Genomic DNA, 25,415 nt, shown 5'->3' on the forward strand with positions numbered 1-25,415 from the left:
GATGAAAATCGTCGCCCTTGAAACCCATATCGTCGCCGTACCGCCACCGCACATCGGCGGCATGTACTGGCTGTTCGTCAAGCTCAAGACCGACTGCGGTATCGAAGGCGTCGGCGAGATCTACGCCGCGACCTTCGGCCCCAAAGCCATGCTGCCGATCATCGAAGACGTGTTCGAACGCTACCTGCTGAATCAGGATCCGCACCACATCGAACGCTTCTTCCGCCAGGCCTATTCGAGCGGTTTCACCCAGCGTCCCGACCTGACCATGATGGGCGTGGTCAGCGGCCTGGAAATGGCCTGCTGGGACATCATCGGCAAGGCCGCGAACAAGCCGGTCTACGAATTGCTCGGCGGCAAGGTTCACGAACGCCTGCGTTCCTACACCTACCTGTACCCGGTCAACAGCCGTGGCGAGTACGACTACGACGACCCGGATCTGGCCGCCGAATGCGCCATCGACAACATGAACAAGGGCTTCACCGCCGTGAAGTTCGACCCGGCCGGGCCGTACACCGCGTACTCCGGGCACCAGATCTCCCTGGAAGTGCTGGAACGCTGCGAAACCTTCTGCCGCAAGATCCGCGAAGCGGTGGGCAACAAGTGCGACCTGCTGTTCGGCACTCACGGGCAAATGGTGCCGTCCTCGGCGATTCGCCTGGCCAAGCGCCTGGAGAAATACGACCCGCTGTGGTTCGAAGAGCCGGTACCGCCGGGCCAGGAAGAGGCCATGGCGCAAGTCGCGGCCAAGACCAGCATTCCGATTGCCACCGGCGAGCGCCTGACCACCAAGTACGAGTTCTTCAAGCTGTTGCAGGCCGGCGGTGCGTCGATTCTGCAGATGAACGTGGCGCGCTGCGGCGGCCTGCTCGAAGGCAAGAAGATCGCCAGCATGGCCGAAGCCTATTACGCGCAAATCGCCCCGCATCTGTACAACGGGCCGATTGGCGCGGCGGCGAGTTTCCAGCTCGCGGCCTGCACGCCGAACTTCCTGATCCAGGAAAGCATCGAGACCTGGGGCGGCTTCCATGCCGAGGTCCTGAAAAAGCCGTTGCAGTGGGAGGACGGCTACATCATCCCGTCCACCGAGCCGGGCCTGGGCGTGGAGCTGAACATGGACGTGGTGCGCAAGCATTCGCCGTACACCGGCGAACGCCTGCACCTGCAAATGGCCCCGACTCCGGCCGACGTCAAAGACACATCGCCGGCCAAGGGCTGACGGGATTTCCCCGCCCGGCAACGGGCGGGTTCGATAAAAAGACTTACGCGGTAACCGTGCATGACATACGACTACATCATCGCTGGCGCAGGCGCCGCTGGCTGCGTCCTGGCCAATCGGCTCTCGGCCTCGGGCCAACACACGGTGCTGCTGCTGGAAGCGGGCGGCAAGGACAGTTCCCTGTGGTTCAAGATCCCGGTCGGCTTCGCCAAAATGTATTACAACCCGACCTTCAACTGGATGTACTACAGCCAGCCGCAGAAGCAGTTGGGCAATCGCGAAATCTACGCCCCGCGCGGCAAGGTCCAGGGCGGTTCGGGCTCGATCAACGCGATGATCTACGTGCGTGGTCAGGCCCATGATTTCAACGACTGGGCGGCCAACGGCAACGAGGGCTGGGGCTTCAAGGATGTGCTGCCGTACTTCCGCAAACTGGAAAACCACCCGCTGGGCGACAGCGAATACCACGGCGGCAGCGGCCCGATCAGCATCACCCCGATGGCCGGCCAGACCCACCCGATCTGCGACGTGTTCCTCAAGGGTTGCGATGAACTCGGTTACCCGCGCAGCGACGATTTCAACGGGCCGAAATTCGAAGGTGCGGGCATCTACGACGTCAACACCCGCAATGGCCAGCGCAGCTCCAGCAGCTTCGCCCATCTGCACCCGGCACTGAGCCGGCCGAACCTGACGGTCGAGCATTACGCGCTGGTCGACCGTGTCCTGTTCGATGAAAGCCAACAGCGCGCCACCGGCATTTCCATCACCCAGCATGGCGTGGTGCGGACCTTCACGGCACGCAAGGAAGTGATTCTGTGCGCAGGCGCCGTTGATACGCCGAAGATCCTGCAACTGTCCGGCGTGGCGGATCGTGCCTTGCTGGCGAAACATCAGATTCCGCTGGTGAAACACCTGCCGGCGGTGGGGCAGAACCTGCAGGATCACCTGTGCGTCAGTTACTACTACAAGGCCAATATTCCGACCCTGAACGACGAGCTCAGCTCGCTGTTCGGCCAGTTCAAACTCGGCGTGAAATACCTGCTGACGCGCAAGGGTGCGCTGGCGATGAGCGTCAACCAGGCTGGCGGATTCTTCCGGGGCAATTCGGAGCAGAGTCATCCGAACCTGCAGTTGTATTTCAACCCGCTGTCGTACCAGATTCCGAAAAACAACAAGGCCAGCCTGAAGCCCGAGCCGTATTCAGGCTTCCTGCTGTGCTTCAACCCGTGCCGCCCGACCAGTCGCGGGCACATCGAGATTGCTTCGAAGAATCCTCGCGATGCCGCGTTGATCGACCCGAACTACCTGAGCACGCAGAAGGACATCGACGAGGTCATCCAGGGCAGTCGCCTGATGCGCAAGATCATGGGGGCTCCTTCATTGAGGGGCATTACGGTTGATGAGGTCCTGCCGGGACCGGCAGTGGAAAGCGACGAGCAGATGCTGCAGTACTTCCGTGACAACTGCGGCTCGATCTATCACCTGTGCGGTTCCTGCGCGATGGGTGCGGATGAGCAGACTTCGGTGGTCGACAAGCGCCTCAAGGTGCATGGCCTTGAGGGCTTGCGGATCGTCGATGCGTCGATCTTCCCCAACGTGACGTCGGGCAACACCCATGCGGCGGTGCTGATGGTGGCGGAGAAGGGCGCGGACCTGATTCTGCTGGACGCGTAATGCCCGGTGACAGTTGATCTCGGGCGTTTTTCCCGTGAGCACTAGGCTTTGAATGCCGGCCCATTACGGGCCGGCATTGCTGTTTCTGGAGGACTGATTTTTTGATGCAGGGAGCGACCGATCATGGATGATCTGGTGAAAGAGGTGATTCCGCTGTTGCAGTATCTGATCCCGGGTTTTGTCTCGACCTGGATTTTCTACACCCTGACGGCGTTCAAGCGGCCGGATACGTTCGGGCAGATTGTGCAGGCGTTGATTTTTACGTTTGTGATTCACGGGATGGTGTTGGGGATCGGGGCGGTTTGTGTGTGGGTGGGAGAGAAGGGATTTTCCGTAGGAAAGTGGGATGCCAAGGCTGAAGCGTGCTGGGCATTTTCTGCTTCGTTGCTACTTGGGTTGATCGCTTGTTGTCTGGCCACCAATGGCAAATTGCATAGGTGGTTGCGCAGCAGAAACGTAACGAAACAATCTTCCTATCCCAGTGAATGGTTCTGCGCTTTCGCTCAATTTGACCGATTCGTCACCCTTCATCTGGAGGATGAAAGGCGCGTTCTAGGCTGGCCAGTCGAGTGGCCACCGGAGTCGAACACTGGTCAGTTTTTGATGAAGTTTCCACGCTGGCTCAATGACGATGGCAAATTGGATCCTATTGGTGCCGAATTTTTGCTGATAGATTCCGCAAAGGTTAAGTGGGTTGAGTTCAGCCCAGCATCAGAGGAATCATCATGACTGCCAGAGCACCGCAACCAATGCCGAAACATTTGGAACGCCTATTCGTCGGACCTGACGGGAAGTTGCTGGATCAACCATTGATCAAGGGCCCAAAGGCACCGCCACCGCTGAAGCGTTAGCCAATGCAGGGGGCGATTATTCGCCCCCGGGTTGCCTCCGCCCACCCGAGCATCGGTAAATCAACTCAGAGCGTCTGCACCAACCAATCCCGAAACGCCTTCAATGACGCCAACGATTCATTGCGCGCCGGGTACACCAGGTAATAACTGCGCCGACTGCTGATCGGTTCCCCCAGTTGCACCAGCTCACCGCTGTGCAATTCATCCTCCACCAGAATCCTCGGTACCAGCCCGATGCCGATATTGGCGCGCACGGCCTGGATCAGGTGCGAGGTCATCTCGAAGCTCGGACCGATGCGCATGCTGCGATGGGGCAGGGCGTGATGGCTGAACCACTCGGACCAGGCTTGGGCATTGCTGCTGACGTTGAGCAACAGTTGCCCGGCGATGTCCTTATCGGCAGCCAGACGTTCGGCATCGGACAGCTGCGCACTGGCGATCACCACCAGTTCTTCGGTGTGTAGGCGGTGGGCGGTCAGCCCCGGCCAGTCTCCGCCGCCAACACAAATTGCCGCGTCGATTTCACTGGTGTCGAAGTCGATGGCTTCGATCCGTGAATGCAGGTGCACGGTCATGCCGGGGTGCGCGGTGTAGAAATCCTTCAAGCGTGGCAGCAGCCATTTCGAGCCGAAGGTCGGCAAGGTCGCCAGGCGCAGGCTGTGAATTCCCGAGCCAAACGCCATCGCTTGCAGCGTTGCGCTGCGAATCTGGCTGAGGGCTTCGGACAGTTCACGTTGGTACATGCGTCCGACATCGGTGAGGATCACCCGCCGGCCCTCGCGGCTGAACAGGCGCATGCCGAGCATCTTTTCCAGAATCTGCACCTGACGACTGACTGCGCTCTGGGTCAGCGACAGTTCGTGGGCGGCGCGGGTATAGCTTTCATGGCGTGCGGCGGCTTCAAACGCCAGCAGCAACGACATCGAGGGAGTAAGAGTTCGCGGATTCATTCGTTTTAGTCATGGATTGCAGGTCGATTTTACGGTTGTCCCGACATCGCTCTGTAATGAATATAAGGCCTATGAGATGGCGGGAGCGTGACGCAATCATTCCTTGCGCACAACTGTTCACCGCCGCACGGCCCGTTTTTGACCGAGATTGCACGCCCGATGATTGCCCAGCTGTCGCCTTCCACCACGCTGAACACCGACTACCAACAGTTTCTCAAAGCCCTTGAAACCGGCGGTTTTCGCGGCGAAATCAGTGCCGACTACGCCAGCCGCGTGGTGCTGGCCACTGACAACTCGATCTATCAGCGCTTGCCGCAAGCGGCGGTGTTCCCGCGCGATGCCGATGACGTGGCGCTGCTCGCGCGCCTGATCGCCGAACCGGCTTATCAAAACGTGGTAATCACCCCTCGCGGTGGTGGTACCGGCACCAACGGTCAGTCGTTGACCGACGGCATCGTCGTCGACCTGTCGCGGCACATGAACCGCATTCTCGAAATCAACGTTGAACAGCGTTGGGTGCGGGTGCAGGCCGGTGTGGTGAAGGATCAACTGAACGCCGCTCTGAAATCCGCCGGGCTGTTTTTCGCTCCGGAGCTGTCGACGTCGAACCGCGCCACCGTCGGCGGCATGATCAACACCGATGCCAGCGGCCAGGGCAGTTGCACCTACGGCAAGACCCGCGACCACGTGCTGGAACTGCGCATGGTCCTGCGCGGTGGTGAGCGCTTGCACGGCCGCCCACTGGAAGAAAGCGAACTGGCGGCGGAATGCGCCCGCGAGGGCCGGGCTGGCGAGGTGTATCGCTGCGCGCGGCAGATCATCGATGAGCAGGGCGAGTTGATCCGGGAAACCTTCCCTGACCTCAACCGCTGCCTGACCGGCTACGACCTGGCGCACCTGCGCGAGGCCGACAACCGTTTCAACCTCAACAGCGTGCTGTGCGGCGCCGAAGGTTCGCTGGGGTTTGTGGTCGAGGCCAAGCTCAACGTGTTGCCAATCCCCAAGCACACCATGCTGGTGAACATTCGTTACGCCGGTTTCATGGACGCGTTGCGCGATGCCCGGGCGTTGATGGCACTCAAGCCGCTGTCGATTGAAACCGTCGACTCCAAAGTGTTGTTGCTGGCGATGCAGGACATCGTCTGGCATGGCGTCGCTGAATACTTCCCGGAAAGCGCCGAACGACCGACGCTGGGGATCAACCTGGTGGAGTTCTGTGGCGACGATCCCGAGGGGCTGCAAGGCCGGGTCGAGGCTTTCGTCCGACACCTGGGCACCGATGCCACGGTCGAGCGACTGGGCCATACGCTGGCCGTCGGTCATGCAGCGGTGAACCGCGTTTATGGCATGCGCAAACGCGCGGTGGGCTTGCTCGGCAACGTCGCCGGTGAAGCGCGGCCGCAGCCCTTTGTCGAAGACACCGCCGTGCCGCCGCAACACCTGGCCGAATACATCGCCGAACTGCGCGACCTGCTCGACAGCCACAATCTGCAATACGGCATGTTCGGCCACGTCGATGCCGGCGTGCTGCACGTGCGGCCGATTCTCGACATGAAAGACCCGCAACAAGCCGCACTGGTGCGCCCTGTTTCGGACGGCGTCGCCACGCTGACCCAGCGTTACGGTGGCCTGCTGTGGGGCGAGCACGGCAAAGGCCTGCGCTCGGAATACGCGCCGGCCTTCTTCGGTGAGCTGTACCCGGCGCTGCAAGCCTTGAAGGCGGCGTTCGATCCGTTCAACCAGTTCAATCCGGGCAAGATCGCCACACCGAATATTCCTGGCGCTGCACTACTGAAGATCGACGAAGTGACCCTGCGCGGCGAACTCGATCGGCAGATCGACGAGAAAGTCTGGCAGGACTACGGCGCGGCCATGCACTGCAACGGCAACGGCGCCTGCTACAGCTTCGATCCCGACGATGCGATGTGCCCGTCGTGGAAAGCCACTCGCCAGCGTGCGCAATCACCAAAAGGCCGCGCCTCGCTGATTCGCGAATGGCTGCGGTTACAGGGCGAAGCAGGTGTCGATGTGTTGTCCGATGCCAGTCGCCGCCCGCCGTTTTTCAGCACATTGTTGCAGCGCTGGCGCAACAGCCGCACCCAGGAAAAGGATTTCTCCCATGAGGTGTACGACGCCATGGCCGGCTGCCTGGCGTGCAAGTCCTGTGCGGGGCAGTGTCCGGTGAAGGTCAACGTGCCGGACTTCCGTTCGCGGTTTCTCGAGCTGTACCACACCCGTTACCTGCGGCCGGCGCGGGATTACCTGATTGCCTCGCTGGAGTACACGATTCCGTACATGGCGCGGATTCCGTTTCTCTACAACGGTTTGATGGGCGCCTCGTTCAGCCGTCGCTTGATCGAGCGTCTCGGCGGCATGGTCGATGTGCCGTTGCTCAGCCGGTTCGATTTCCACGCCGCGATGCGCCGTTGGCAGGTTCAGCCGGCGTCGGTCGAGGTGCTTTCGACGCTGACTCAAGCACAACGCGAGCGCAGCGTGGTGCTGGTGCAGGATGCGTTCACCCGGTATTTCGAGGCGCCATTGCTGGCGGATCTGATCGAGCTGATTTCGCGACTGGGCTATCAGGTTTATCTGGCACCGTTCAGCGCCAACGGCAAGCCGCTGCATGTGCAGGGCTTCCTGTCGGCGTTCAATCGCGCGGCGTTGCGCAATGCCGGGCAACTGCGCGCACTGGCCGAGATCGGTGTGCCGCTGGTGGGGCTCGATCCGGCGATGACGCTGGTTTATCGCCAGGAATATCTGAAAGTGCCGGGGATGGAGAAATGCCCGGAGGTGGCGCTGGTGCAGGAGTGGCTGCTCAAGGTCATGCCGGAGCAACTCGATCAGCGTCGCGAGGAAACCTTCCGTCTGCTGGCGCACTGCACCGAAAAAACCAACGCGCCCGCCGCGACCCGGCAATGGGAGCAGGTGTTCGAACGTGTCGGTTTGAAGCTGACGACCCAGGCCACCGGTTGCTGCGGGATGTCCGGCACCTACGGTCACGAAGCGCGCAATCGCGAAACCTCGGCGGTGATTTACGAGCAGTCCTGGGCGAAGCAGATCGAGGCGCCGGCAGAGCGGGGCGAAGCGTTGGCGACCGGCTATTCGTGCCGCAGTCAGGTCAAGCGCCAGGCCGACCGGACGGTGCGTCATCCGTTGCAGGTGCTGCTTGAAAGGCTGCGTTCTGCTTGAGAACCGTTGGCAATTGAAACGATTTTTCGTGTTATAAGGTAACGCAAATGTTCGGGCCGTTTTCATGCGGCCCGGTCGAACTCTTCACTCGATTGCGAACCCTTCATGACCCTTGCCGTTCCCCGAAACGTCCCGCCGGCGACTGGCCGGCTGTTGTCCATTGATGCGCTGCGTGGCCTGGTCATTCTGTTCATGTTGCTGGATCACGTGCGCGAAACCTTTCTGCTGCACCGTCAGGTGTCCGATCCGATGGACATCGCCAGCACCGAGCCGGCGCTGTTTTTCAGCCGCACCCTGGCGCATCTGTGCGCACCGGTGTTCGTGTTGCTGACCGGTTTGTCGGCGTGGCTGTTCGGGGAGAAGTACGACGGCAAGGCCGATGTCAGTGCCTTTCTGCTCAAGCGTGGCTTGTTCCTGGTCGCGCTCGAATTCACCTTGGTGAATTTCGCCTGGACGTTCCAGTGGCCGCCGACCGTGATCTACCTGCAAGTGATCTGGGCCATCGGCCTGAGCATGATCGCGCTGTCGCTGCTGGTCTGGCTGCCACGCTGGCTGTTGTTGATGCTGAGCCTGGCGATCATCGCCGGGCACAATCTGCTCGATGGTGTGCATTTCGGAACGGAATCGGCGCTGCACGTGCCTTGGGCAATCCTGCATGACCGGGGCTGGATCGAGGCGGGCGAGACCTTGCGCCTGCGCACCTCGTACCCGTTGCTGCCGTGGATCGGTGTGATCGGTCTGGGTTATTCGCTGGGGCCGTGGTTCGCTCGCGCGGCCGATTCAGGTGTGCGCCAGCGCCGCTTGTTGATCGGTGGCATCGCCGGGCTGCTGGGTTTCGTGGCGCTGCGGCTGGTCAACGGCTACGGCGAAAAACCGTGGTCGATCAATGACAGCAGCCTGCAAACCCTGATGAGTTTTTTCAACATCACCAAATACCCGCCGTCGCTGTTGTTCATCACGCTGATGGTGAGCATCGGTCTGCTGCTGTTGCTGGTGTTCGAGCGCTCGCAGGGGCGAAGCTGGATTCGCTGGCTGACGGTGTTCGGTTCGGCGCCGATGTTTTTCTATCTGCTGCATCTGTATGCACTGAAGGTGCTGTATCTGATCGGCGTGGCGTTGGTCGGGCTCAATCAGGGCAGTTATTTCGGCTTCTCGTCTGTGGCGGCGGTGTGGCTGGCGGCAATGGTGCTGGCGGTCGCGTTGTTCCCGGCCGTGCGATGGTTCTCCGCACTAAAAGCCCGGCGTCGCGATATCACCTGGTTGAAGTACCTGTAACTACCCGGTTTTGCCGTCGCGAACATTGCGGGCAAAGTCGATGAAAGCCTTGAGCGGCGCCGGTACATGGCGTCGGCTCGGGTAATACAGGTGCAGCCCGGGATAGTACGGGCACCAGTCCGCCAACACCTGCACAAGCCGCCCGGCCGCGAGGTGTTCGCTGACCATGTCTTCAAACACATAGGCCAGTCCCAGGCCTTGCAACGCCGGGCCGACCATCAGGCTCACATCGCCCAGCGTCAGCGGGCCGTTGACTTCGATTTCCTGTTCAATGCCACCACGTTCGAATTCCCAGCGGTACATCGAACCGCTCGGGAACCGATGGCGGATGCAGGGCAGGGCATGCAGGTCTTCAGGTTTCTGAGGCGCGGGATGGCGTTGGAAAAATGCTGGCGAACCGACCACCACTGAGCGCAGGTTCGGCCCGATGGGTAACGACACCATGTCGGCCTCCAGCCGATTGCCGAAGCGTACGCCGGCATCGAATCCGGCGGCGACGATATCCAGCAGCGCATCGCTTTCGACCACTTCCAGACGAATGTCCGGGTAGGCCTGCAGGAACTCGCTGGCAATCGGCAGCAGCACCAGTTCGCACGCCTGGCGCCCGGAGGTGATGCGCAGATTGCCCGAGGGTTTGTCGCGGAAATGGTTGAGGTCTTCAAGCGCATCTTCGATATCGCGAAACGCTGGTTTCAGCCGCGCGTAAAGCCGTTCGCCGGCCTCGGTCAGGGCCACGCTGCGGGTGGTGCGATTGAACAGGCGCACGCCGAGGCGGTTTTCCAGAGCCCGCAAAGAGTGACTCAGTGCCGAAGGTGTCAGGCCCAGATCCACTGCTGCACGACTGAAATTCAGGTGCTGCGCGATGCTCAGAAAGATCGACAGATCCGCGGTGGACGGATTTTTCATTGATGAGCACCTTTCACAAAGCCATGTAATTTTGTTGGGATTATCGCATCAGTAACACGGCTTTAAAGTCGCATCAACTCATCGAGAAGGCCCGGCAATAACGCCAGGGTCACCGACAGGAGGAGATGCTATGCGTACCTGGCTGATTACCGGAGCTTCCCGTGGTTTTGGCACCCTCATCGCAGAACACGCCCTGCGTGCCGGCGATGCGGTGATTGCCACCGCGCGCAAACCGCAGGACATCACGGATCGTCTCGGCGAGCACCCGAACCTGATGGCGCTGCGTCTGGACGTCACCCGTGAAGACGAGGCCCATCAAGCGGTGGCAGAGGGGGTCAAGCGTTTCGGCCGCATCGATGTGCTGATCAACAATGCCGGCTTCGGCGTGCTGGGGGCGGTGGAAGAAACCAGCGCCAGCGAAACCGAGCGCCTGTTCGCCACCAACGTCTTCGGACTGCTCAATGTTACGCGCGCCGTGCTGCCGCACATGCGCGCCCGGCGCAGCGGGCGGGTGATCAACATCTCGTCCATCGGTGGCTATCAGGCTTACATGGGTTGGGGTGTCTACGGCTCGACCAAGTTCGCGGTGGAAGGCATCAGCGAAGCGCTGCATCAGGAATTGGCGCCGCTGGGCATTCAGGTCACGGTGGTCGAACCGGGCTTTTTCCGCACGGATTTCCTCGACGAACAATCGCTGGTCAAGACTGCACTGGTATTGCCGGACTACGACGAAACCGTGGGCAAGATGCGCACCTTCGCCGAAGCCGCCAACCATGCGCAGCCAGGCGATCCGGTGAAGTTTGCCGAAGCCATGCTGGCGCTGGTCAATGCGCCGAACCCGCCGCAACGGTTGGCGCTGGGCAGCGACACCATTGCGCGAATCGAGGCGAAGAACCGCCTGGTGGCGCAGGAACTGGCGCAGTGGAATGAGCTTGCGTTGTCCACGGATTTCAAGGACTGACACAACCCCCGTTGAAGCCATCACAGGCTGCGCTCTGTTGATCGCAGCCTGATTTTTCATTGGATGAAATCATGAAAACCGTCTCCCAATACCATGGCGCCCGCGACAAACTGCTGATCCTCGCAGCCATTTGCCTGTCGGCACTGGTCCTTCCGTTAAGTTTTACCGATGGCGCGGTGGCGACGCCGGCCATCGGCCGTGACCTGGGTGGCAGCCCTGTGGCGCTGACCTGGATCACCAACGCATTCATGTTGTCGTTCGGCAGTTTGCTGATGGCGGCGGGGGCGTTGGCTGACGTTTATGGGCGTAAACGCTTGTTTACCGGCGGCATGCTGCTGTTTACCGGGGCGTCGATTGCCCAGAGTCTGGCGCCTTCAGTGTTCTGGCTGGATGTGCTTCGGGCGATTCAGGGCGTGGCCGGGGCGGCGGCGCTGGCCAGTGGTTCGGCAGCGCTGGCGCAGGAATTCGAAGGCCATGCGCGTACTCGTGCCTACAGCATGCTTGGCACCACGTTTGGCATTGGTCTGGCGTTCGGGCCGTTGGTGGCAGGCGCGTTGATCGAGGCGTTCAACTGGCGTGCGATCTTTGTTTTCACGGCGCTGATCGGAGTGATCGCAATGGTGTTCGGCCTGCCGCGCATGCGTGAAACCCGCGACCCCGACGCCACCGGTCTCGACTGGCCAGGCACCGTGACCTTCAGTTTGATGCTGGCGCTGTTCACGTTCGGTGTGATTCAGGCCCCTGAAAGCGGTTGGGGAAGTCCGTTGGTGATCGGTTTGTTGGGCGCTTCGGCGTTGTTGCTGGCGCTGTTCGTCTTCATCGAAATGCGCGTCAAACGTCCGATGCTCGATCTGACGCTGTTCCGCTTTCCGCGCTTCATCGGGGTACAGATGCTGCCGATTGGCACCTGCTTTTGCTACATCGTGCTGGTGGTCATGCTGCCGCTGCGGTTTATCGGCGTCGAAGGCTTGAGTGAAATTGACGCCGGCCTGCTGTTGCTGGCGCTGTCGGCGCCGATGCTGGTGGTGCCGATGCTTGCGGCGTCCATGACTCGGTTTGTCTCGGCCGGCATCCTGTCCGGCGTAGGCTTCCTGATTGCGGCTGTAGGGTTGCACTGGCTGAGCCTGTACAACGTCGGCGAGCCGAAGTTCGCGTTGGTGATGCCGATGGTGTTGATCGGGATCGGCGCAGGTTTGCCGTGGGGCTTGATGGACGGGCTGTCGGTCAGCGTGGTGCCGAAAGAGCGCGCCGGCATGGCGGCCGGGATCTTCAACACGGTGCGGGTGGCGGGTGAGGGGATTGCGCTTGCCAGTGTCGCGGCGATGCTTGCCTCGCTGCTGCACACCGATCTGCAAACGGTAGTGGCTGGTGCCGATGCAGCGCTGATTGCCGAGACTGCGCACCGGGTGACGACAGGCGACATGGCGCACGCAATCAACACGATTCCAGGGTTGGCCAATGAACGTCTGGTGCAAGGTTACGCTTCGGCGTTCCAGTATCTGCTGCACATCCTGACGATCATCACGTTGGCGTCGGCGGCCGTGGTTTTGGGATTGTTAAGCAAAGATCGGACGCTACCGGAATCACAACGAGCGGCCGCGTAAATGTGGGAGCCAGCCTGCTGGCGATGGGGGCGACACATATTTTGAATGTGCCATCCCTATCGCCAGCAGGCTGGCTCCCACTGGGTGAGGTGAACGGATTATTTGCGATCCAGCCACACGGTCTGCGCATTGCAGAACTCGCGTACACCGAAGTGCGACAGCTCACGACCAAAACCGCTTTTCTTCACGCCGCCGAAGGTCACACGCGGATCGCTGGCGGAGTAGCCGTTGATGAACACGCCCCCGGTTTCCAGTTCGCTGGTCAGTTGCTGGGCCAGGGCGACATTGGCGGTGTAGATCGTGGCGGTCAGACCGAACTCACTGTCGTTGGCCAGGGCCACGGCGTGGGCGCAATCGCGGGCGGTGATGATCGAGGCCACCGGGCCGAACAGTTCCTGCTTGAACGAAGTCATGCGGTCGGTGACGTCGGCCAGCACGGTCGGCTCATAGTAGTTGCCTGCGCCCTCAACCTTGCCGCCGCCGAGCAGCAGGGTGGCACCTTCTTCGAGGGTGTCGCGCACTTGTTGATCCAGCTCGTCACGCAGATCGAAGCGAGCCATCGGGCCGATGTAGTTCTCGGCAGCCAACGGATCGCCCATCTTCAACTGGCGGGTGGCTTCGACGAATTTGCGGGTGAACTCTTCGACCACGCCTTCTTCGATGATCAGACGTTTGGCGGCGGCGCAGACCTGGCCGGAGTTCTGGTAACGACCGATCACTGCCGCTTGCACGGCTTCGTCGATATCGGCGTCGTTGAGTACGATGAAAGGATCGGAACCGCCCAGCTCCAGCACGCATTTCTTCAGTGCAGCACCGGCCTGTGCGCCGATGGCCATGCCGGCGCGGACGCTGCCGGTCAGGGTCACGGCGGCAATGCGCGGGTCAGTGATGGCGCTGGACACACCTTCCGGGGTCACGTTGATCACTTCAAACACGCCATCGGCAAAACCGGCGCGAGTGAAGGCGTCACGCAGCAGGTAGGCGCTGCCCATCACGTTAGGCGCATGCTTGAGCACGTAGGTGTTGCCGGCGATCAGCGCCGGGACTGCACCGCGCAGCACCTGCCAGATCGGGAAGTTCCACGGCATCACGGCGAGGATCGGCCCCAGCGGACGGTATTCAATGCGCGCCTTGCCGCCTTCGACCAACGTTGCTTCGGCGTTGAGCATGGCCGGGCCGTGTTCGGCGTACCACTCGCAGAGCTTGGCGCATTTCTCGATTTCGCCTCGGGCCTGGGCGATCGGCTTGCCCATTTCCCGGGTGATCATGGTCGCCATGGCTTCGCTGCTGTCACGCAGGGCGCCGGCCAGCGCGGTCAGGGCGCGGGAGCGGTCCTGCAGCGGCTTGCGTTTCCATTTGCCGAAACCGAACGCGGCGCGGGTCAGCGCGGCATCGATGGCCTCGGCGGATTCGAAGGCGTAGTGACCGATCTGCTCGCCGGTGGCGGGGTTGATCGAGATGGCGTGGGTCTGGCTGGAAATCGGGCTCATGGCATCGTCCTGCGAGGTCAGTGGATGCGCTCAGAGTAGGGTGGCGTTTGATTTCTGGAAACTGAATAATAAAGAGCGTTTCTTTCACGATTGGAGAATGACTGTGGATCTGGTGCAACTGGAAATCTTCAAGGCCGTTGCCGAGCACGGCAGCATCAGCGCCGCGGCGGCGCAGATCCATCGCGTGCCGTCGAATCTGACGACGCGCATCAAGCAGCTGGAGGAAGATCTGGGCGTCGACCTGTTCATCCGCGAGAAAAGCCGCTTGCGTCTGTCACCCGCCGGCTGGAGTTTTCTGGAGTACGCGCGGCGGATTCTCGACCTGGTGCAAGAGGCGCGCGCCACAGTGGCCGGCGAGGAACCGCAAGGTGCATTCCCGCTGGGCTCGCTGGAAAGTACCGCTGCGGTGAGGATTCCCGGTTTGCTGGCGACCTATAACCAGCAACATCCCAAGGTCGATCTGGACCTGTCGACCGGGCCCTCCGGGACGATGATCGACGGGGTGCTCTCCGGGCGCCTGGCGGCCGCGTTCGTCGACGGCCCGGTCTTGCACCCGGCGCTCGAAGGCATTCCGGCGTTCGAAGAGGAAATGGTCATCATCTCGCCGCTCCATCACGGGCCGATCAAGCGCGCCGCGGATGTGAATGGCGAGAACATCTATGCGTTCCGCTCGAACTGCTCCTATCGCCATCATTTCGAAAAATGGTTCAGCACCGACGCGGCGGTGCCCGGCAAGATCTTCGAAATGGAGTCCTATCATGGCATGCTCGCCTGCGTCAGCGCGGGCGCCGGTCTGGCGTTGATGCCGCGCAGCATGCTGCAGAGCATGCCGGGTTGCGCGACGGTGAGTGTCTGGCCGCTGGCGGCGGATTTCCGCTATCTGACGACCTGGCTGGTGTGGCGCCGGGGCACGGTGTCGCGCAGTCTGAGCATGTTTGTGCGCTTGCTTGAGGAGCGAGGCGTGGTGCGTGCAGAAGAGAATTGACACTTTGTGTCATGGTTGTATCTTAGGCGTCCAGTTTCGCAATATAAAAAACTATACAGCGCAAGCGATTAGCCAGAAGGAATCAGCGATGACCACAGCCCTGAGCGGTAAAGAAGCAGTAGGTGAGCGTTTTGTGCTGGAGACCATGCGCCACGCCCAGCAGTTGACCTGGAAGGCCGTGGACGAGATCGCCAAGGTGATCAAACCCGGCATGCGCGAATCCGAAGCCCATGCACGTGGCAAGGAAATTCTCGTCGAATTGGGCATGGACCGGATCTGGCATCCGCTGCTGATCCGCTTTGGCGCCAACACGCTGAAGACCTTCAAGGAGCGCTCCGAAGGCGACCCGGTCCTGGGTGAGGAAGACATTTTCTTCATCGACATGGGCGTGGTCTGGGAAGGCCATGAAGGCGATGCCGGGGCGACGTTTGTCACCGGTTCCGATCCGCAGATGATTGCCTGTGCGGCAGCCTCCAAGGAACTCTTCGACAAGGTCGAAGCCTTCTGGCGCAAGGGCGTAACCGGTGTCGAACTGTATCGCTACGCCACCGATCAGGCCGAGGCCATGGGCTGGAAGTTGAACCTGGACATCAAGGGCCACCGGGTCAGCGATTTTCCTCATGCAATATATCGGGGTGGCAATCTAGGTGACTTCGATCAGGCGCCGAATGCCGGTGTGTGGATTCTGGAAATCCAGATCGAACACCCTGAGCTTCCCTACGGCGCCTTCTATGAAGACCTGTTGATCTGACACTTTTTGCTCAAGGAAACCTCATGACGACGTCAACAGGGCCGACGGTGCTGCTGTTCTCTTACGGCACGTTGCAGGACCGCGCGGTTCAGCTCTCCAGCTTCGGTCGCGAACTGCACGGCCGCGCCGACAGCCTGCCGGGTTACCGACAGGAAATGGTCGAAATCACCGATCCGGCGGTGCTCGCCACCAGTGGCAAGACTCATCACCCCATCGTGCAGGCGAGCGGCAACCCGGCAGACGAGATTGCCGGCACGGTGTTCGAGATCACGGCGCAGGAGCTGGCAGCGGCAGATGAATACGAAGTGGCGGACTACAAGCGCGTCAGCGTGCTGCTAAAGTCAGGAGTCGATGCTTGGGTCTATGTGCAAGCGTGACCCCGAAAGTGCAGCGCTGTAGTTGTAACTACATAGCGCTTGCTCAGATTATGCAGGCCGTTTCCTAACCACAAAGTCAACAAAAGGACGTCCATCATGAAAGTCAGTGCCCGCAATGTATTCAAAGGCCAAGTCAGCCAGGTTCAGGAAGGCTCGGTCAACGCGGAAGTCGTCCTGACCCTGCCGGGCGGCGAGAAGCTGGTTGCGGTCGTGACCTTGGCCAGCCTCAAGAGCCTGGGCATCGCGGTGGGCAAGGAAGCCGTCGCCCTGGTCAAGGCGCCTTGGGTGATGCTGATGACCGAGTCCGAAGGCATTCGCCTGTCCGCTCGCAACTGCCTTGAAGGCAAGGTGTTGAGCGTGACCGATGGCGCCGTCAACGCCGAAGTGGTGATCGAGCTGGCCGGCGGTTCGAAGGTCTATTCGATCGTGACCCGCGACGCGGTGAACGAACTGGGCCTGGCGGCTGGCGTCAGCGCCACGGCGGTGATCAAGGCTTCGCACATCATTCTGGGTGTGCCGGCCTGATCAAACGCGTGACTCGATAAAAATGCCCGGTTCGGTGGTTTGCCGAACCGGGCATTTTTATTGGCCGCCAATCAAGGCGTGCCGTTGCGCCCATGCAACCGATAGCCGGGCCGCTGGCTCAGGCGTTCGTAATAAGCGCTCACCGCCGGTAGATATGGATGTTCCAGCGGTGTCTCGAACCAGCGATTCACCGACAGGCCGAGAGGAATGTCTGCGAGGGAAAACTGCTCGCCGCTGACATAGGCACCGGTCTTTTGCAACTGTCGGTCGAGGATCTCCATATGCCTTGCCCACTCCCGGCAACCGGCCGCAAGAGCAAGGCTGTCCTGATGCGCGGGTGACTGGCGCACCAGCGACATGAACGCGTAAGACCAGGACTTGTTCAGCTCCGACGCCTGCCAGTCGATCCATTGATCTACCCGTGCGCGGGCGCGCGACTCGCTCGGGTAAAGCTGTTCGCCGCTATAGCGCGACGCCAGATAGCGAATGATCGAGTTCGATTCCCACAGCGTGAAGTCATCGTCCTGAATCACCGGCACCATTGCGCAGGGATTGAGTGCGAGGAACTCCGGCGTCAGCGTCGATTGAAAACCTGAGCCCCAGTCCTCGCGCTCGTAGGAAAGGTTCAATTCAGCACAGGTCCACAGCACTTTGCGCACATTGATCGATGAGGCTTTGCCCAGAATTCGCAGCATTGGAATTCCATCTCCGGTTGAGGTCGAGCGTCAAGAAATAGCACAACGCAATGCAGAAGGCCCGCACATCGCGGGCCTTGTTTGTTCAGCTCGTTAACTTCAGAGACTGCCCGCCAGTTTCCCGGTCATCAGCCGCCGGCGATAAGCACTGTCACGACTGGCCAGCCAGAAATACAGCGGCGACGTCACCAGCAACCCCACCAGCCAGGAAAGGTCCGCACCGTTGATGTGCGCCGACACCGGGCCGACGTACAACGGCGTATTCATGAACGGAATCTGCACCACGATGCCTATCGCATACGCCAGCAAGGCCTGCGGGTTGTAGCGGCCGTAGATGCCGCCATCGACCTGAAAGATCGAGGCGATGTCGTACTGACCTTTATGGATGGCGTAGAAGTCGATCAGGTTGATCGCCGTCCACGGCACCAACACCACCAGCAGCACCAGCACCATGTCGACGAAGTGGCCGATGAAGTCCGACGACGCACCCACCGCAGCGAAGCAGCAGGCCAGCAGCACGATCAGCGAAATCACCGCGCGGCTCTTGGCGGTCGGAATCCAGCGGTAGGCGAACGTCTGCACCAGGGTGATCAGCGACAGTACCGCGCCATAGAGGTTGAGGGCGTTGTGGCTGATCACGCTGAGCAGGAACAGCACCAGCATCAACGGGCCGATCGAGCCGGTGGCGAGTTTCACCGCGTCCATGGTGTCCATGCCCACCGGCGTTGCCAGCACGGCGACCGCACCGAAGATGAACGACAGGCTGGAGCCCAGTGCGGAGCCAAGGTAAGTGGTCCAGAACGTCGCGGCCACCGGCACATTGGCCGGCAGATAGCGCGAGTAATCCGACACATACGGCGCAAACGCAATCTGCCACAACGCCGCCAGCGACACGGTGGCGAGCCAGCCCGAAAGGTTGAAGCCGCCACGGGTGAGGAAGTCAGCCGTCTGCACGTGAGTCAGGATGTAGCCGAAGCCGACCACAATCCCGATTCCCAGCACCCAGGTGCCGATGCGGTTGAGTACGTGGATGAAGCGGTAACCGATGATGCCGATGATCCCCGAACCCAGCGCGCCGATGACGATGCCGACTGGCACCGGAACGCTGTCGACCACGCCATGCAGGGACTTGCCGGCGAGCACGATGTTGGAGGCGAAGAAACCGATGTACATCACGCCGGCAATAAACACCACCAGCAGCGCGCCGAGGGAGCCGAACTGTGCGCGGCTCTGGATCATCTGCGGGATGCCCATCTGCGGGCCTTGCGCCGAATGCAGCGCCATCAGTACACCGCCGACCAGATGGCCGACCAGAATGGCGACGATGCCCCACACCAGATTCAGGTGAAACAACTGCACGCCGAGGGCGCCGGTGACGATGGGCAGCGGCGCGATGTTGCCGCCGAACCAGAGGGTGAACAGATCCCGAACCTTTCCGTGGCGATCTTCGGGCGGCACATAGCCGATCGTGTGTTTCTCAATGAGCGGTGCGGACGTTGTTGCAGAGGTGGCCATGACGAACTCCAAGGCAAGGACGAGTACGTGGACGTACTTCAGTGAGCGCCGGCACGGACGGCGCATTTCTTGTTGGGGTTGATCATGGGCAAGGAAAGGGGAGAGATAAATTAGTAGTTTTGTTGCTTCAGGCGTTAAAAAAACGAGGCTCTCCGGTCAGCTGAAAGCGCTCTGTTTCGGGTTTTTCAGCGCCATGAGCGACAACGCAGCTGACCTCCATTGGAGCAGCTGTCTGTCGGTGTTGTTGCGGCTTGGCTGCGGACTTTTATCCAGCAGCCAGACCGTTTTTTCAAAGGCGAATCGAAGCCAGCATCCGTTGCAGCATCGCATCGCAGGCCTTGAGCTGATCGCGGCTGACGAACTCGTCCGGCTTGTGGCCCTGATCCATGCTGCCGGGACCGCACACCACCGTGGGAATCCCCACTGCGTCGAACAATCCGCCTTCAGTGCCGAATGCCACCGTGCCGAAATCGTCCGAGCCACAGAACGTGGCGATCAATTGCGCAGCCTGACTCCGGGCATCCGTCGCCAGCCCCGGATACGCCGACAACTCGCTGAATCGGATATCGCTTTGCTCGCTGACGGCCCGCATGCGCGGCAGCATTTGCTGTTCGGCGTAAGCCTTGAGTTGCTGCGCGACGATAGCCGGATCCTGCGAGGGCAGGGCGCGGATTTCGAAGTCGAAACGGCAATCGGCAGGGACGATGTTCAGGGCTTTTCCGCCGCTGATCACACCGGTTTGCACCGTGGAATACGGCGGGTCGAAACGCGGGTCGCGATGTTCATCCTTGAGTTGCCGGCCGATGCGTCCCAATTCGCCGATCAGTTCGGCGGCGCATTCGATGGCATTAACCCCAAGCGGCGCGTAGGCCGAGTGACAGGCGTGACCCTGAACATCGCAGCGCATCGCCAGTTTGCCCTTGTGCCCGAGCACCGGTGTGAGCTCGGTCGGTTCGCCGATGATGCACAGCAGCGGTTTGACCGGACGCTGCTCCAGCACCTTGAGCAACGAACGCACGCCGAGGCAACCGACCTCTTCGTCGTAGGACAGGGCGATGTGCACCGGCAGGCGCAACGGTGCGTCGATCAACGACGGCACCAAAGCCAACACGCAGGCGATGTAGCCCTTCATGTCCGCCGTGCCACGACCGTACAACTTGCCGTCGCGCTCGCTGAGTTCGAACGGCGGCACGGTCCATGGCTGACCATCGGCAGGCACCACGTCGGTGTGCCCCGACAACACGATGCCCGGCAAATCCGCCGGGCCAAACGTGGCGAACAGATTGGCCTTGCTGCGCTCATCGTTGTAGATCAGCTCGCACGGCACATCGAACCGTTCGAGGTAGTCGCGCACGAATTCGATCAGTTGCAGGTTGGACTCGCGGCTGGTGGTGTCGAATCCCACCAGCGTCTTGAGCAACGCGACGCTGTCGCTCATCGGTCGTCTCCGGCAACCCCGTAGCCCGGCGCCTTGGCCGGATCGAGGGCGCGGTCGATGTAGTCCTGCAGTTGCGGACGATAGGCGTCCCAAAGATCCTGCAACTGGCCGATCGGGTCTTCATCGGCCCAGTCCACCCGCAGGTTGACGATGGGCCAGGTCAGTTCGCCGACCACGACCACGGCGGCCGAATGCACCGGACCCGCTTCACCGCCCAAGGCCTGGGCGGCGTGCAAGGCCTTGATCAGGCGGTCGGCCAATTGGCCTTCGCCATCCTCGAACGCGCCGACCATGGCTTCGATCACCGAGCGCCCGGCGAGCATGTTGCCCGCCGCCACGCATTGCTCGCCCGACACCGCGTTGTGCACGCCGAGGGTTTGTGCGCCGCTGAAATGCGCGGTCTGGCCGAGGTGGTTGATCGCCGTGATCTGCCGATACTGACTGTAGCCGTTGCGGGTCAGCACCTTGTCCAGCGCCGCCTCGGGCGCCAGGCCTTGCTCCATCAAAGCGAGCACTTCCGGGCCGAGCGACGGCAGGGTGATGTTCTGGCTCGACACCGCGCCGACACCGGGCAGCAGCCACGGGCAGCGGGCGCCGACGGCGATGCTGGAGGAACTGATGGCGATGCCGAACTGACCGGTTTCGGGGCAGCGGGCGGCGATGGAAAATGTCATGTGTGGCCTCCTTTCGCTAAGGTCGAATTACTCGGGAATCACCGCAACCACATCAATTTCCATCAGCCACTGCGGCTGACCCAGCGCCGACACCACCAGCCCGGTGGAGATCGGGAACACGCCTTTCAGCCACTTGCCGACTTCCTGATACACCGGCTCGCGGTAGCGCGGATCGATCAGGTACGTGGTGGTCTTGACGATATGGCTCAGGTCGCTGCCGGCCTCTTCGAGCAGTTGTTTTACGTTGCGCATCGCCTGTTCGGCCTGCGCGCGCGGGTCGCCGAGGCCGACCAGTTCACCATCGAAATTGGTGCCGACCTGACCACGGACATACACGGTATTGCCGGCGCGTACGGCCTGGCACAGGTCGTTGTCCAGGGTCTGGTTCGGGTAAGTGTCCTTGGTGTTGAACATGCGGATGCGGGTGTGGGTTGGCTGACTCATTTGAGGCTCCTGACGAAATCGAAGCCGGCGCGACAGGCGCCGGTATTGAAGTGGGAAATCAAGCGTCGACGGTGTCGGCGGCTTTGTTGTGCAGAGCGGCTTCGCGTTGTTCGGCATCGCGATAGGCCAGGTATTTGCGCTGGGTGGCGATGTGATCGGCCACGTGCTTGGCGTCGTGCCACACGCCCCAGATGAACGACGAACCGCGCCGCGACTGCCACGGCAGACCGAGGAAATACACACCCGCTTCGCTGGACACTCCGCGCTGGTGCTGCGGCTTGCCGTTGTCATCGAACGCGGCGACTTTCAGCCAGGAATAGTCCACGGCAAACCCGGTGGCCCAGATGATCGAGGTAATGCCGGCGGCGGCCAGATCGAGATCGGCCAGCGGGTTTTTCACGCATTCAGGGTCCGGGTAGGTTTCCCGGGCTTCCGGTTCCAGCGGCAGATCGAGGCCGTTGCGTTCGATGTAGGCATCGGCCGCATCCAGCAGCGCGAGGTAGTTCTCGTCGCCGCGCTTGAGGTTGTCGCGCAGGTCCTGTTTGAAGGTCACCACGCCGTTGCTGAACGATTCGGTGACGCCGACCAGGGTCATGCCGCGATGGGCCAGACCACGGAAGTCGATGGTGCGGCCACCATGGGCGCCGCTGACGGCGATGGTCACGTGCTCGCGGCCGGGTTTCATTGCGGCCTGATCCCACTCGCCGAGCACGCCGAGCCACCAGCAGAAATCACGGTTGCGATAAGCGCGAGGCGGGCGATCGTGAGCGCCGACCGAGAGGTAAACCTGCTTGCCCGAACGCTGCAGTTCATCGGCGATCTGCACGCCCGATGAACCGGCACCGACCACCAGCACCGCACCGGCCGGCAGCTGTTGCGGGTTGCGGTAGTCGGCCGAGTGAATCTGCAGCAGACGCTCATCTTTTGGCGCAATGGTCGGGATCACCGGGCGCTGGAACGGGCCAGTCGCAGCGACGACCCGGGCGGCTTCGATCACGCCTTCGGATGTCTCGACGGTGAAGCCCGGACGACCGACATTGCGCGCTACGCTTTTCACGTCGACGCCGGTGCGGATCGGCGCGTTGAATTTCTTCGCATAGGCTTCGAAGTAATCGGCAACGCGCTCCTTGTGGGCGAAGCCGTCCGGATCGACATCGTCGAATTCCATCCCCGGAAACCGGTCGTGCCACGCCGGACCGTTAGCCACCAGCGAATCCCAGCGCCCGGTGCGCCAGCGTTCGGCGATGCGGCTGCGCTCCACCACCAGGTGCGGCACACCGAGTTTGCTCAGGTGTTCACTCATGGCCACACCCGCTTGACCGGCGCCGACAACAAGCGTGTCTGTTTTTATTATTTCAGTGGTCATCTCTGATCCCTTCTCACGAGGCCGTTGGATTCAGGCCGCTGTCGACCTGTTCTCTGTGCTTGGGATCAGACTAGGGAGGGGGTGGTTATCGGTAAAATATTATTAAGCTGGCATGTGAAGATAAAAACGTGATGCAGAGGCTTCAAAGCCCCGTAAATACTGGGCCTCGTCATGGCACCGGAATCCGGGACAACGAAAAAAAGGGCCGCCGACAGGGTTGTCGGCGGCCCTTTGCAAGGCGTGATCAGATCACACGGACTCAGCGATCAAGAAACGCCAACAGGTCTTCATTCAATTGCTGCGCATGGGTGACCGCAAAGCCGTGCGGCGCGCCTGCATAGACTTTCAGCTCGGCACCCTTGATCTGCGCCGCAGCGCGTTTGCCGGTGGTTTCGAACGGTACGATCTGATCGCCGTCGCCATGAATCACCAGGGTCGGCACATCGATTTTCGCCATGTCCGGGCGGAAGTCGGTTTCCGAGAATGCAGTGACGCAATCCACGGTGCCTTTGAGCGAGGCGAGCAGCGCGATATTCAGGGTTTGCGTCAGCACGCCGTCGGAGACTTTCTGGCCCTGGTTGGTGCCGTAGAACGGCGCGGCGAAATCGGCAATGAACTGTGCGCGGTCTTTCAGCAGGCCGGCCTTGATTCCGTCGAACACCGACTTGTCGACGCCTTCGGCAAAGTCCGGCTTCTTGCCGAACAGCGGCGTCACCGCGCCCAGCAGCACCAGCCCGGCAACGCGCTCGCTGCCGTGGCGTGCGATGTAGCGGCTGACATCGCCGCCGCCCATGGAGAAGCCGACCAGAGTCACGTCACGCAGGTCGAGGTGCTCGATCAACTGCGCGATGTCGTCGGCAAAGGTGTCGTAGTCGTATCCGGTCCATGGCTGCCCGGAGCGGCCGAAACCGCGACGGTCGAAGGCGATGGTGCGGTAGCCGCGGCTGCTCAGGTATTGCATCTGGTATTCCCACATGTCGGCGTCCAGCGGCCAACCGTGGCTGAACAGCACGGGCTTGCCGCTGCCCCAGTCCTTGAAATAGATCTCGGTTCCGTCTTGGGTGGTGAACGTGCTCATGGAAACTCCTTGGAGATTGGCTCTATGTGGTTGCCGTGGTGGCAGCAATCACTATCGCGGCAAAGCAGTTCGGCCACTTGTACGCAGGTGCTAAGTTCGTAGTGGCCGGTGTTATCGCTTCTGCGACATGAGTTGTAAGATGCAACCGCATCCCATCTTTCGTTTGCCGGAGATATACGAAATGAAGCGCAAAAGTCTTGCCGGCAATGCCTGCCCGGTCGCCCGGACGCTGGACCTGATCGGCGACTGGTGGTCGTTGCTGATCGTCCGCGATGCGCTGGAAGGCATCCGCCGTTTCGGCGATTTCGAGAGAAGTCTGGAAATCGCCAAGAACATCTTGAGCGTTCGCCTCAAAGGCCTGGTGGAGCGCGACATCCTGCGCCTGGTGCCGGCGTCCGATGGCAGTGCCTACAAGGAATACGTGCTGACGGAAAAGGGCCGGGCGCTGCAAACCGTGATCGTCGCGCTGTCGCAGTGGGGCGGGGAGTTCATGTTCGAGCCGGGTGAGTCGGGATCGGTGATGGTCGATGCGCAGAAGGGGAAGCCGATCAGGAAGCTGGAATTGCTGTCAGCCGATGGCCGGGTACTGGCGCCGGAGGATGTGGCGACGAAACGGGCTGTTGAGCATTGAAGTGAAGTGAGCCGGATCTGTCGGATGTTTCGCTTCTCGGAACGTTCTCAGATGCTGTGGCCGGTTTTCCCTGGTTGATCTGCGAAACATCCTGCATCTCTGTCGGAGTCGGACGATTTCACCGATGCCGTTCATCGGCAACACTATTTCGGTAAATCCTTAAATTGACGCCAGAATAGTGGCACTTTAACATAGTGCCATTATTCTGATATCGCTTTCCGTCTCGAGGGATCGAACATGTCCTCACCCGCCCTCGTGGCGAGGTTGTGCCTGGCTTTGCTGTGCCTTTCTCCGCTTGATGCTGTATTTGCTGCACCCACCCCCGGTGACACCGACCTGATCCGCGACCGTCAGAATCGCCTGCTTGAAGAGCAACAACGGCGGCTGGAAGAACTCAAGGACCTGCCGGGCAAGGAAGCCAAGCCAGTTCAACCGGCGGCACCGACCGACACCCGTTGCTTCCCGATCAAGGACATCGAACTCAAAGGTGCCGACAGCCTGTCGGAGAGCGACAAGGCGCGTCTGCTCAAGCCTTACATCGGCCAGTGCCTGGGCGTGCCGCAGCTCAACGAACTGCTCAAAGTCATCACCGACCACTACATCGAGAAGGGGCTGGTGACCAGCCGTGCCTACCTGCCACAACAGGATCTGTCCGCCGGGCACCTGAAAGTGCTGGTGGTCGAAGGCAAGCTCGAAAGCCTGAAAGGCGCCGAGAACAGCAAGCTGTCCGAGCGTGAGCTGTCGATGGCGTTTCCCGGCAAGGCCGGCGAACTGGTCAACCTGCGCGAGATCGAGCAGATGGTCGATCAGCTCAACC

Annotated in this window: 23 protein-coding genes; 13 read left to right on the forward strand and 10 right to left on the reverse strand. The window is 61.2% G+C overall.

Annotated features, from left to right (window positions below; all coding sequences use genetic code 11):
* Position 1 precedes the first annotated feature (1 nt).
* From DXT77_RS08985 to DXT77_RS08995, 3 genes are all read left to right on the forward strand, one after another.
* On the forward strand, positions 2 to 1,219 hold the full coding sequence (locus DXT77_RS08985; protein ID WP_085731929.1) for a mandelate racemase/muconate lactonizing enzyme family protein: 1,218 nt from the start codon (positions 2 to 4) through the stop codon (positions 1,217 to 1,219).
* A 60-nt stretch (positions 1,220 to 1,279) separates the two neighbouring features.
* A complete protein-coding gene (locus DXT77_RS08990) occupies positions 1,280 to 2,893 on the forward strand; it encodes a GMC family oxidoreductase (RefSeq protein WP_119427381.1) in 1,614 nt (537 codons plus the stop codon).
* A gap of 123 nt (positions 2,894 to 3,016) precedes the next feature.
* On the forward strand, positions 3,017 to 3,622 hold the full coding sequence (locus DXT77_RS08995) for a DUF6338 family protein (RefSeq protein WP_119427382.1): 606 nt from the start codon (positions 3,017 to 3,019) through the stop codon (positions 3,620 to 3,622).
* A 187-nt stretch (positions 3,623 to 3,809) separates the two neighbouring features.
* Here DXT77_RS08995 and DXT77_RS09000 read toward each other — a convergent pair whose 3' ends face one another.
* Positions 3,810 to 4,694: a LysR substrate-binding domain-containing protein gene (locus DXT77_RS09000; protein WP_119427383.1), complete on the reverse strand. Its 885-nt coding sequence runs from the start codon at positions 4,692 to 4,694 to the stop codon at positions 3,810 to 3,812.
* Between the two features lie 159 nt (positions 4,695 to 4,853).
* Between DXT77_RS09000 and DXT77_RS09005 the strand changes: the two genes are divergently transcribed.
* Positions 4,854 to 7,883, forward strand: a complete 3,030-nt coding sequence (locus DXT77_RS09005) for an FAD-binding and (Fe-S)-binding domain-containing protein (RefSeq protein ID WP_119427384.1) — start codon at positions 4,854 to 4,856, stop codon at positions 7,881 to 7,883.
* Between the two features lie 105 nt (positions 7,884 to 7,988).
* Entirely contained in the window at positions 7,989 to 9,158 is a 1,170-nt protein-coding gene (locus DXT77_RS09010) for a DUF1624 domain-containing protein (RefSeq protein WP_119427385.1), read from the forward strand.
* Here DXT77_RS09010 and DXT77_RS09015 read toward each other — a convergent pair whose 3' ends face one another.
* Positions 9,159 to 10,064, reverse strand: a complete 906-nt coding sequence (locus tag DXT77_RS09015) for a LysR family transcriptional regulator (RefSeq protein ID WP_085711376.1) — start codon at positions 10,062 to 10,064, stop codon at positions 9,159 to 9,161. It abuts the gene before it with no gap.
* A gap of 130 nt (positions 10,065 to 10,194) precedes the next feature.
* On the opposite strand from DXT77_RS09015, the gene DXT77_RS09020 reads away from it, so the two are divergent.
* Both DXT77_RS09020 and DXT77_RS09025 read left to right on the forward strand, forming a co-directional pair.
* The gene (locus DXT77_RS09020; protein WP_119427386.1) at positions 10,195 to 11,025 is read left to right on the forward strand and encodes an oxidoreductase; all 831 of its coding nucleotides are present in this window, start codon (positions 10,195 to 10,197) and stop codon (positions 11,023 to 11,025) included.
* Between the two features lie 71 nt (positions 11,026 to 11,096).
* Complete coding sequence (locus DXT77_RS09025) at positions 11,097 to 12,629, forward strand: MFS transporter (RefSeq protein WP_119427387.1); 1,533 nt, start codon at positions 11,097 to 11,099, stop codon at positions 12,627 to 12,629.
* Positions 12,630 to 12,727: 98 nt separating this feature from the next.
* Here DXT77_RS09025 and DXT77_RS09030 read toward each other — a convergent pair whose 3' ends face one another.
* A complete protein-coding gene (locus tag DXT77_RS09030) occupies positions 12,728 to 14,119 on the reverse strand; it encodes an aldehyde dehydrogenase family protein (protein ID WP_119427388.1) in 1,392 nt (463 codons plus the stop codon).
* A 103-nt stretch (positions 14,120 to 14,222) separates the two neighbouring features.
* Here DXT77_RS09030 and DXT77_RS09035 point away from each other — a divergent pair, with 103 nt between their 5' ends.
* From DXT77_RS09035 to DXT77_RS09050, 4 genes are all read left to right on the forward strand, one after another.
* Positions 14,223 to 15,104: a LysR family transcriptional regulator gene (locus tag DXT77_RS09035; protein WP_085711607.1), complete on the forward strand. Its 882-nt coding sequence runs from the start codon at positions 14,223 to 14,225 to the stop codon at positions 15,102 to 15,104.
* An 88-nt stretch (positions 15,105 to 15,192) separates the two neighbouring features.
* Complete coding sequence (locus DXT77_RS09040; RefSeq protein ID WP_119427389.1) at positions 15,193 to 15,855, forward strand: M24 family metallopeptidase; 663 nt, start codon at positions 15,193 to 15,195, stop codon at positions 15,853 to 15,855.
* 23 nt (positions 15,856 to 15,878) lie between these two features.
* A complete protein-coding gene (locus DXT77_RS09045) occupies positions 15,879 to 16,232 on the forward strand; it encodes a gamma-glutamylcyclotransferase family protein (RefSeq protein WP_119427390.1) in 354 nt (117 codons plus the stop codon).
* A 96-nt stretch (positions 16,233 to 16,328) separates the two neighbouring features.
* Positions 16,329 to 16,757 (forward strand): molybdopterin-binding protein, encoded by a 429-nt coding sequence (locus DXT77_RS09050; RefSeq protein WP_119427391.1) that lies wholly within the window; start codon positions 16,329 to 16,331, stop codon positions 16,755 to 16,757.
* 71 nt (positions 16,758 to 16,828) lie between these two features.
* Here the strand turns inward: DXT77_RS09050 and DXT77_RS09055 are convergent, their stop codons facing one another.
* The 7 genes from DXT77_RS09055 to DXT77_RS09085 all read right to left on the reverse strand — a co-directional run bounded on the left by DXT77_RS09055 (position 16,829) and on the right by DXT77_RS09085 (position 23,967).
* Positions 16,829 to 17,452: a glutathione S-transferase family protein gene (locus DXT77_RS09055; protein WP_119427392.1), complete on the reverse strand. Its 624-nt coding sequence runs from the start codon at positions 17,450 to 17,452 to the stop codon at positions 16,829 to 16,831.
* Between the two features lie 99 nt (positions 17,453 to 17,551).
* The gene (locus DXT77_RS09060) at positions 17,552 to 18,967 is read right to left on the reverse strand and encodes a cytosine permease (protein WP_119427393.1); all 1,416 of its coding nucleotides are present in this window, start codon (positions 18,965 to 18,967) and stop codon (positions 17,552 to 17,554) included.
* Between the two features lie 289 nt (positions 18,968 to 19,256).
* Positions 19,257 to 20,405, reverse strand: coding sequence for an acetylornithine deacetylase (gene argE, locus DXT77_RS09065; protein ID WP_119427394.1), 1,149 nt, complete (start codon positions 20,403 to 20,405; stop codon positions 19,257 to 19,259).
* Positions 20,402 to 21,079: a DUF1028 domain-containing protein gene (locus DXT77_RS09070; RefSeq protein ID WP_119427395.1), complete on the reverse strand. Its 678-nt coding sequence runs from the start codon at positions 21,077 to 21,079 to the stop codon at positions 20,402 to 20,404. The genes argE and DXT77_RS09070 overlap by 4 nt, the downstream gene beginning before the upstream one ends.
* Positions 21,080 to 21,106: 27 nt before the next feature.
* Positions 21,107 to 21,523 (reverse strand): RidA family protein, encoded by a 417-nt coding sequence (locus DXT77_RS09075; RefSeq protein WP_085711367.1) that lies wholly within the window; start codon positions 21,521 to 21,523, stop codon positions 21,107 to 21,109.
* A 58-nt stretch (positions 21,524 to 21,581) separates the two neighbouring features.
* The gene (locus DXT77_RS09080; RefSeq protein WP_119427396.1) at positions 21,582 to 22,889 is read right to left on the reverse strand and encodes an NAD(P)/FAD-dependent oxidoreductase; all 1,308 of its coding nucleotides are present in this window, start codon (positions 22,887 to 22,889) and stop codon (positions 21,582 to 21,584) included.
* A gap of 259 nt (positions 22,890 to 23,148) precedes the next feature.
* Entirely contained in the window at positions 23,149 to 23,967 is an 819-nt protein-coding gene (locus DXT77_RS09085) for an alpha/beta fold hydrolase (RefSeq protein ID WP_119427397.1), read from the reverse strand.
* A gap of 181 nt (positions 23,968 to 24,148) precedes the next feature.
* Between DXT77_RS09085 and DXT77_RS09090 the strand changes: the two genes are divergently transcribed.
* Entirely contained in the window at positions 24,149 to 24,598 is a 450-nt protein-coding gene (locus DXT77_RS09090; protein ID WP_085711606.1) for a helix-turn-helix domain-containing protein, read from the forward strand.
* A gap of 237 nt (positions 24,599 to 24,835) precedes the next feature.
* Positions 24,836 to 25,415 (forward strand): POTRA domain-containing protein (locus tag DXT77_RS09095; RefSeq protein WP_147406989.1); only part of this gene is annotated, 580 nt, incomplete at its 3' end.

Origin of the sequence: Pseudomonas sp. 91RF, assembly GCF_003576265.1 — a bacterium.
Classification (GTDB): domain Bacteria; phylum Pseudomonadota; class Gammaproteobacteria; order Pseudomonadales; family Pseudomonadaceae; genus Aquipseudomonas; species Aquipseudomonas kribbensis.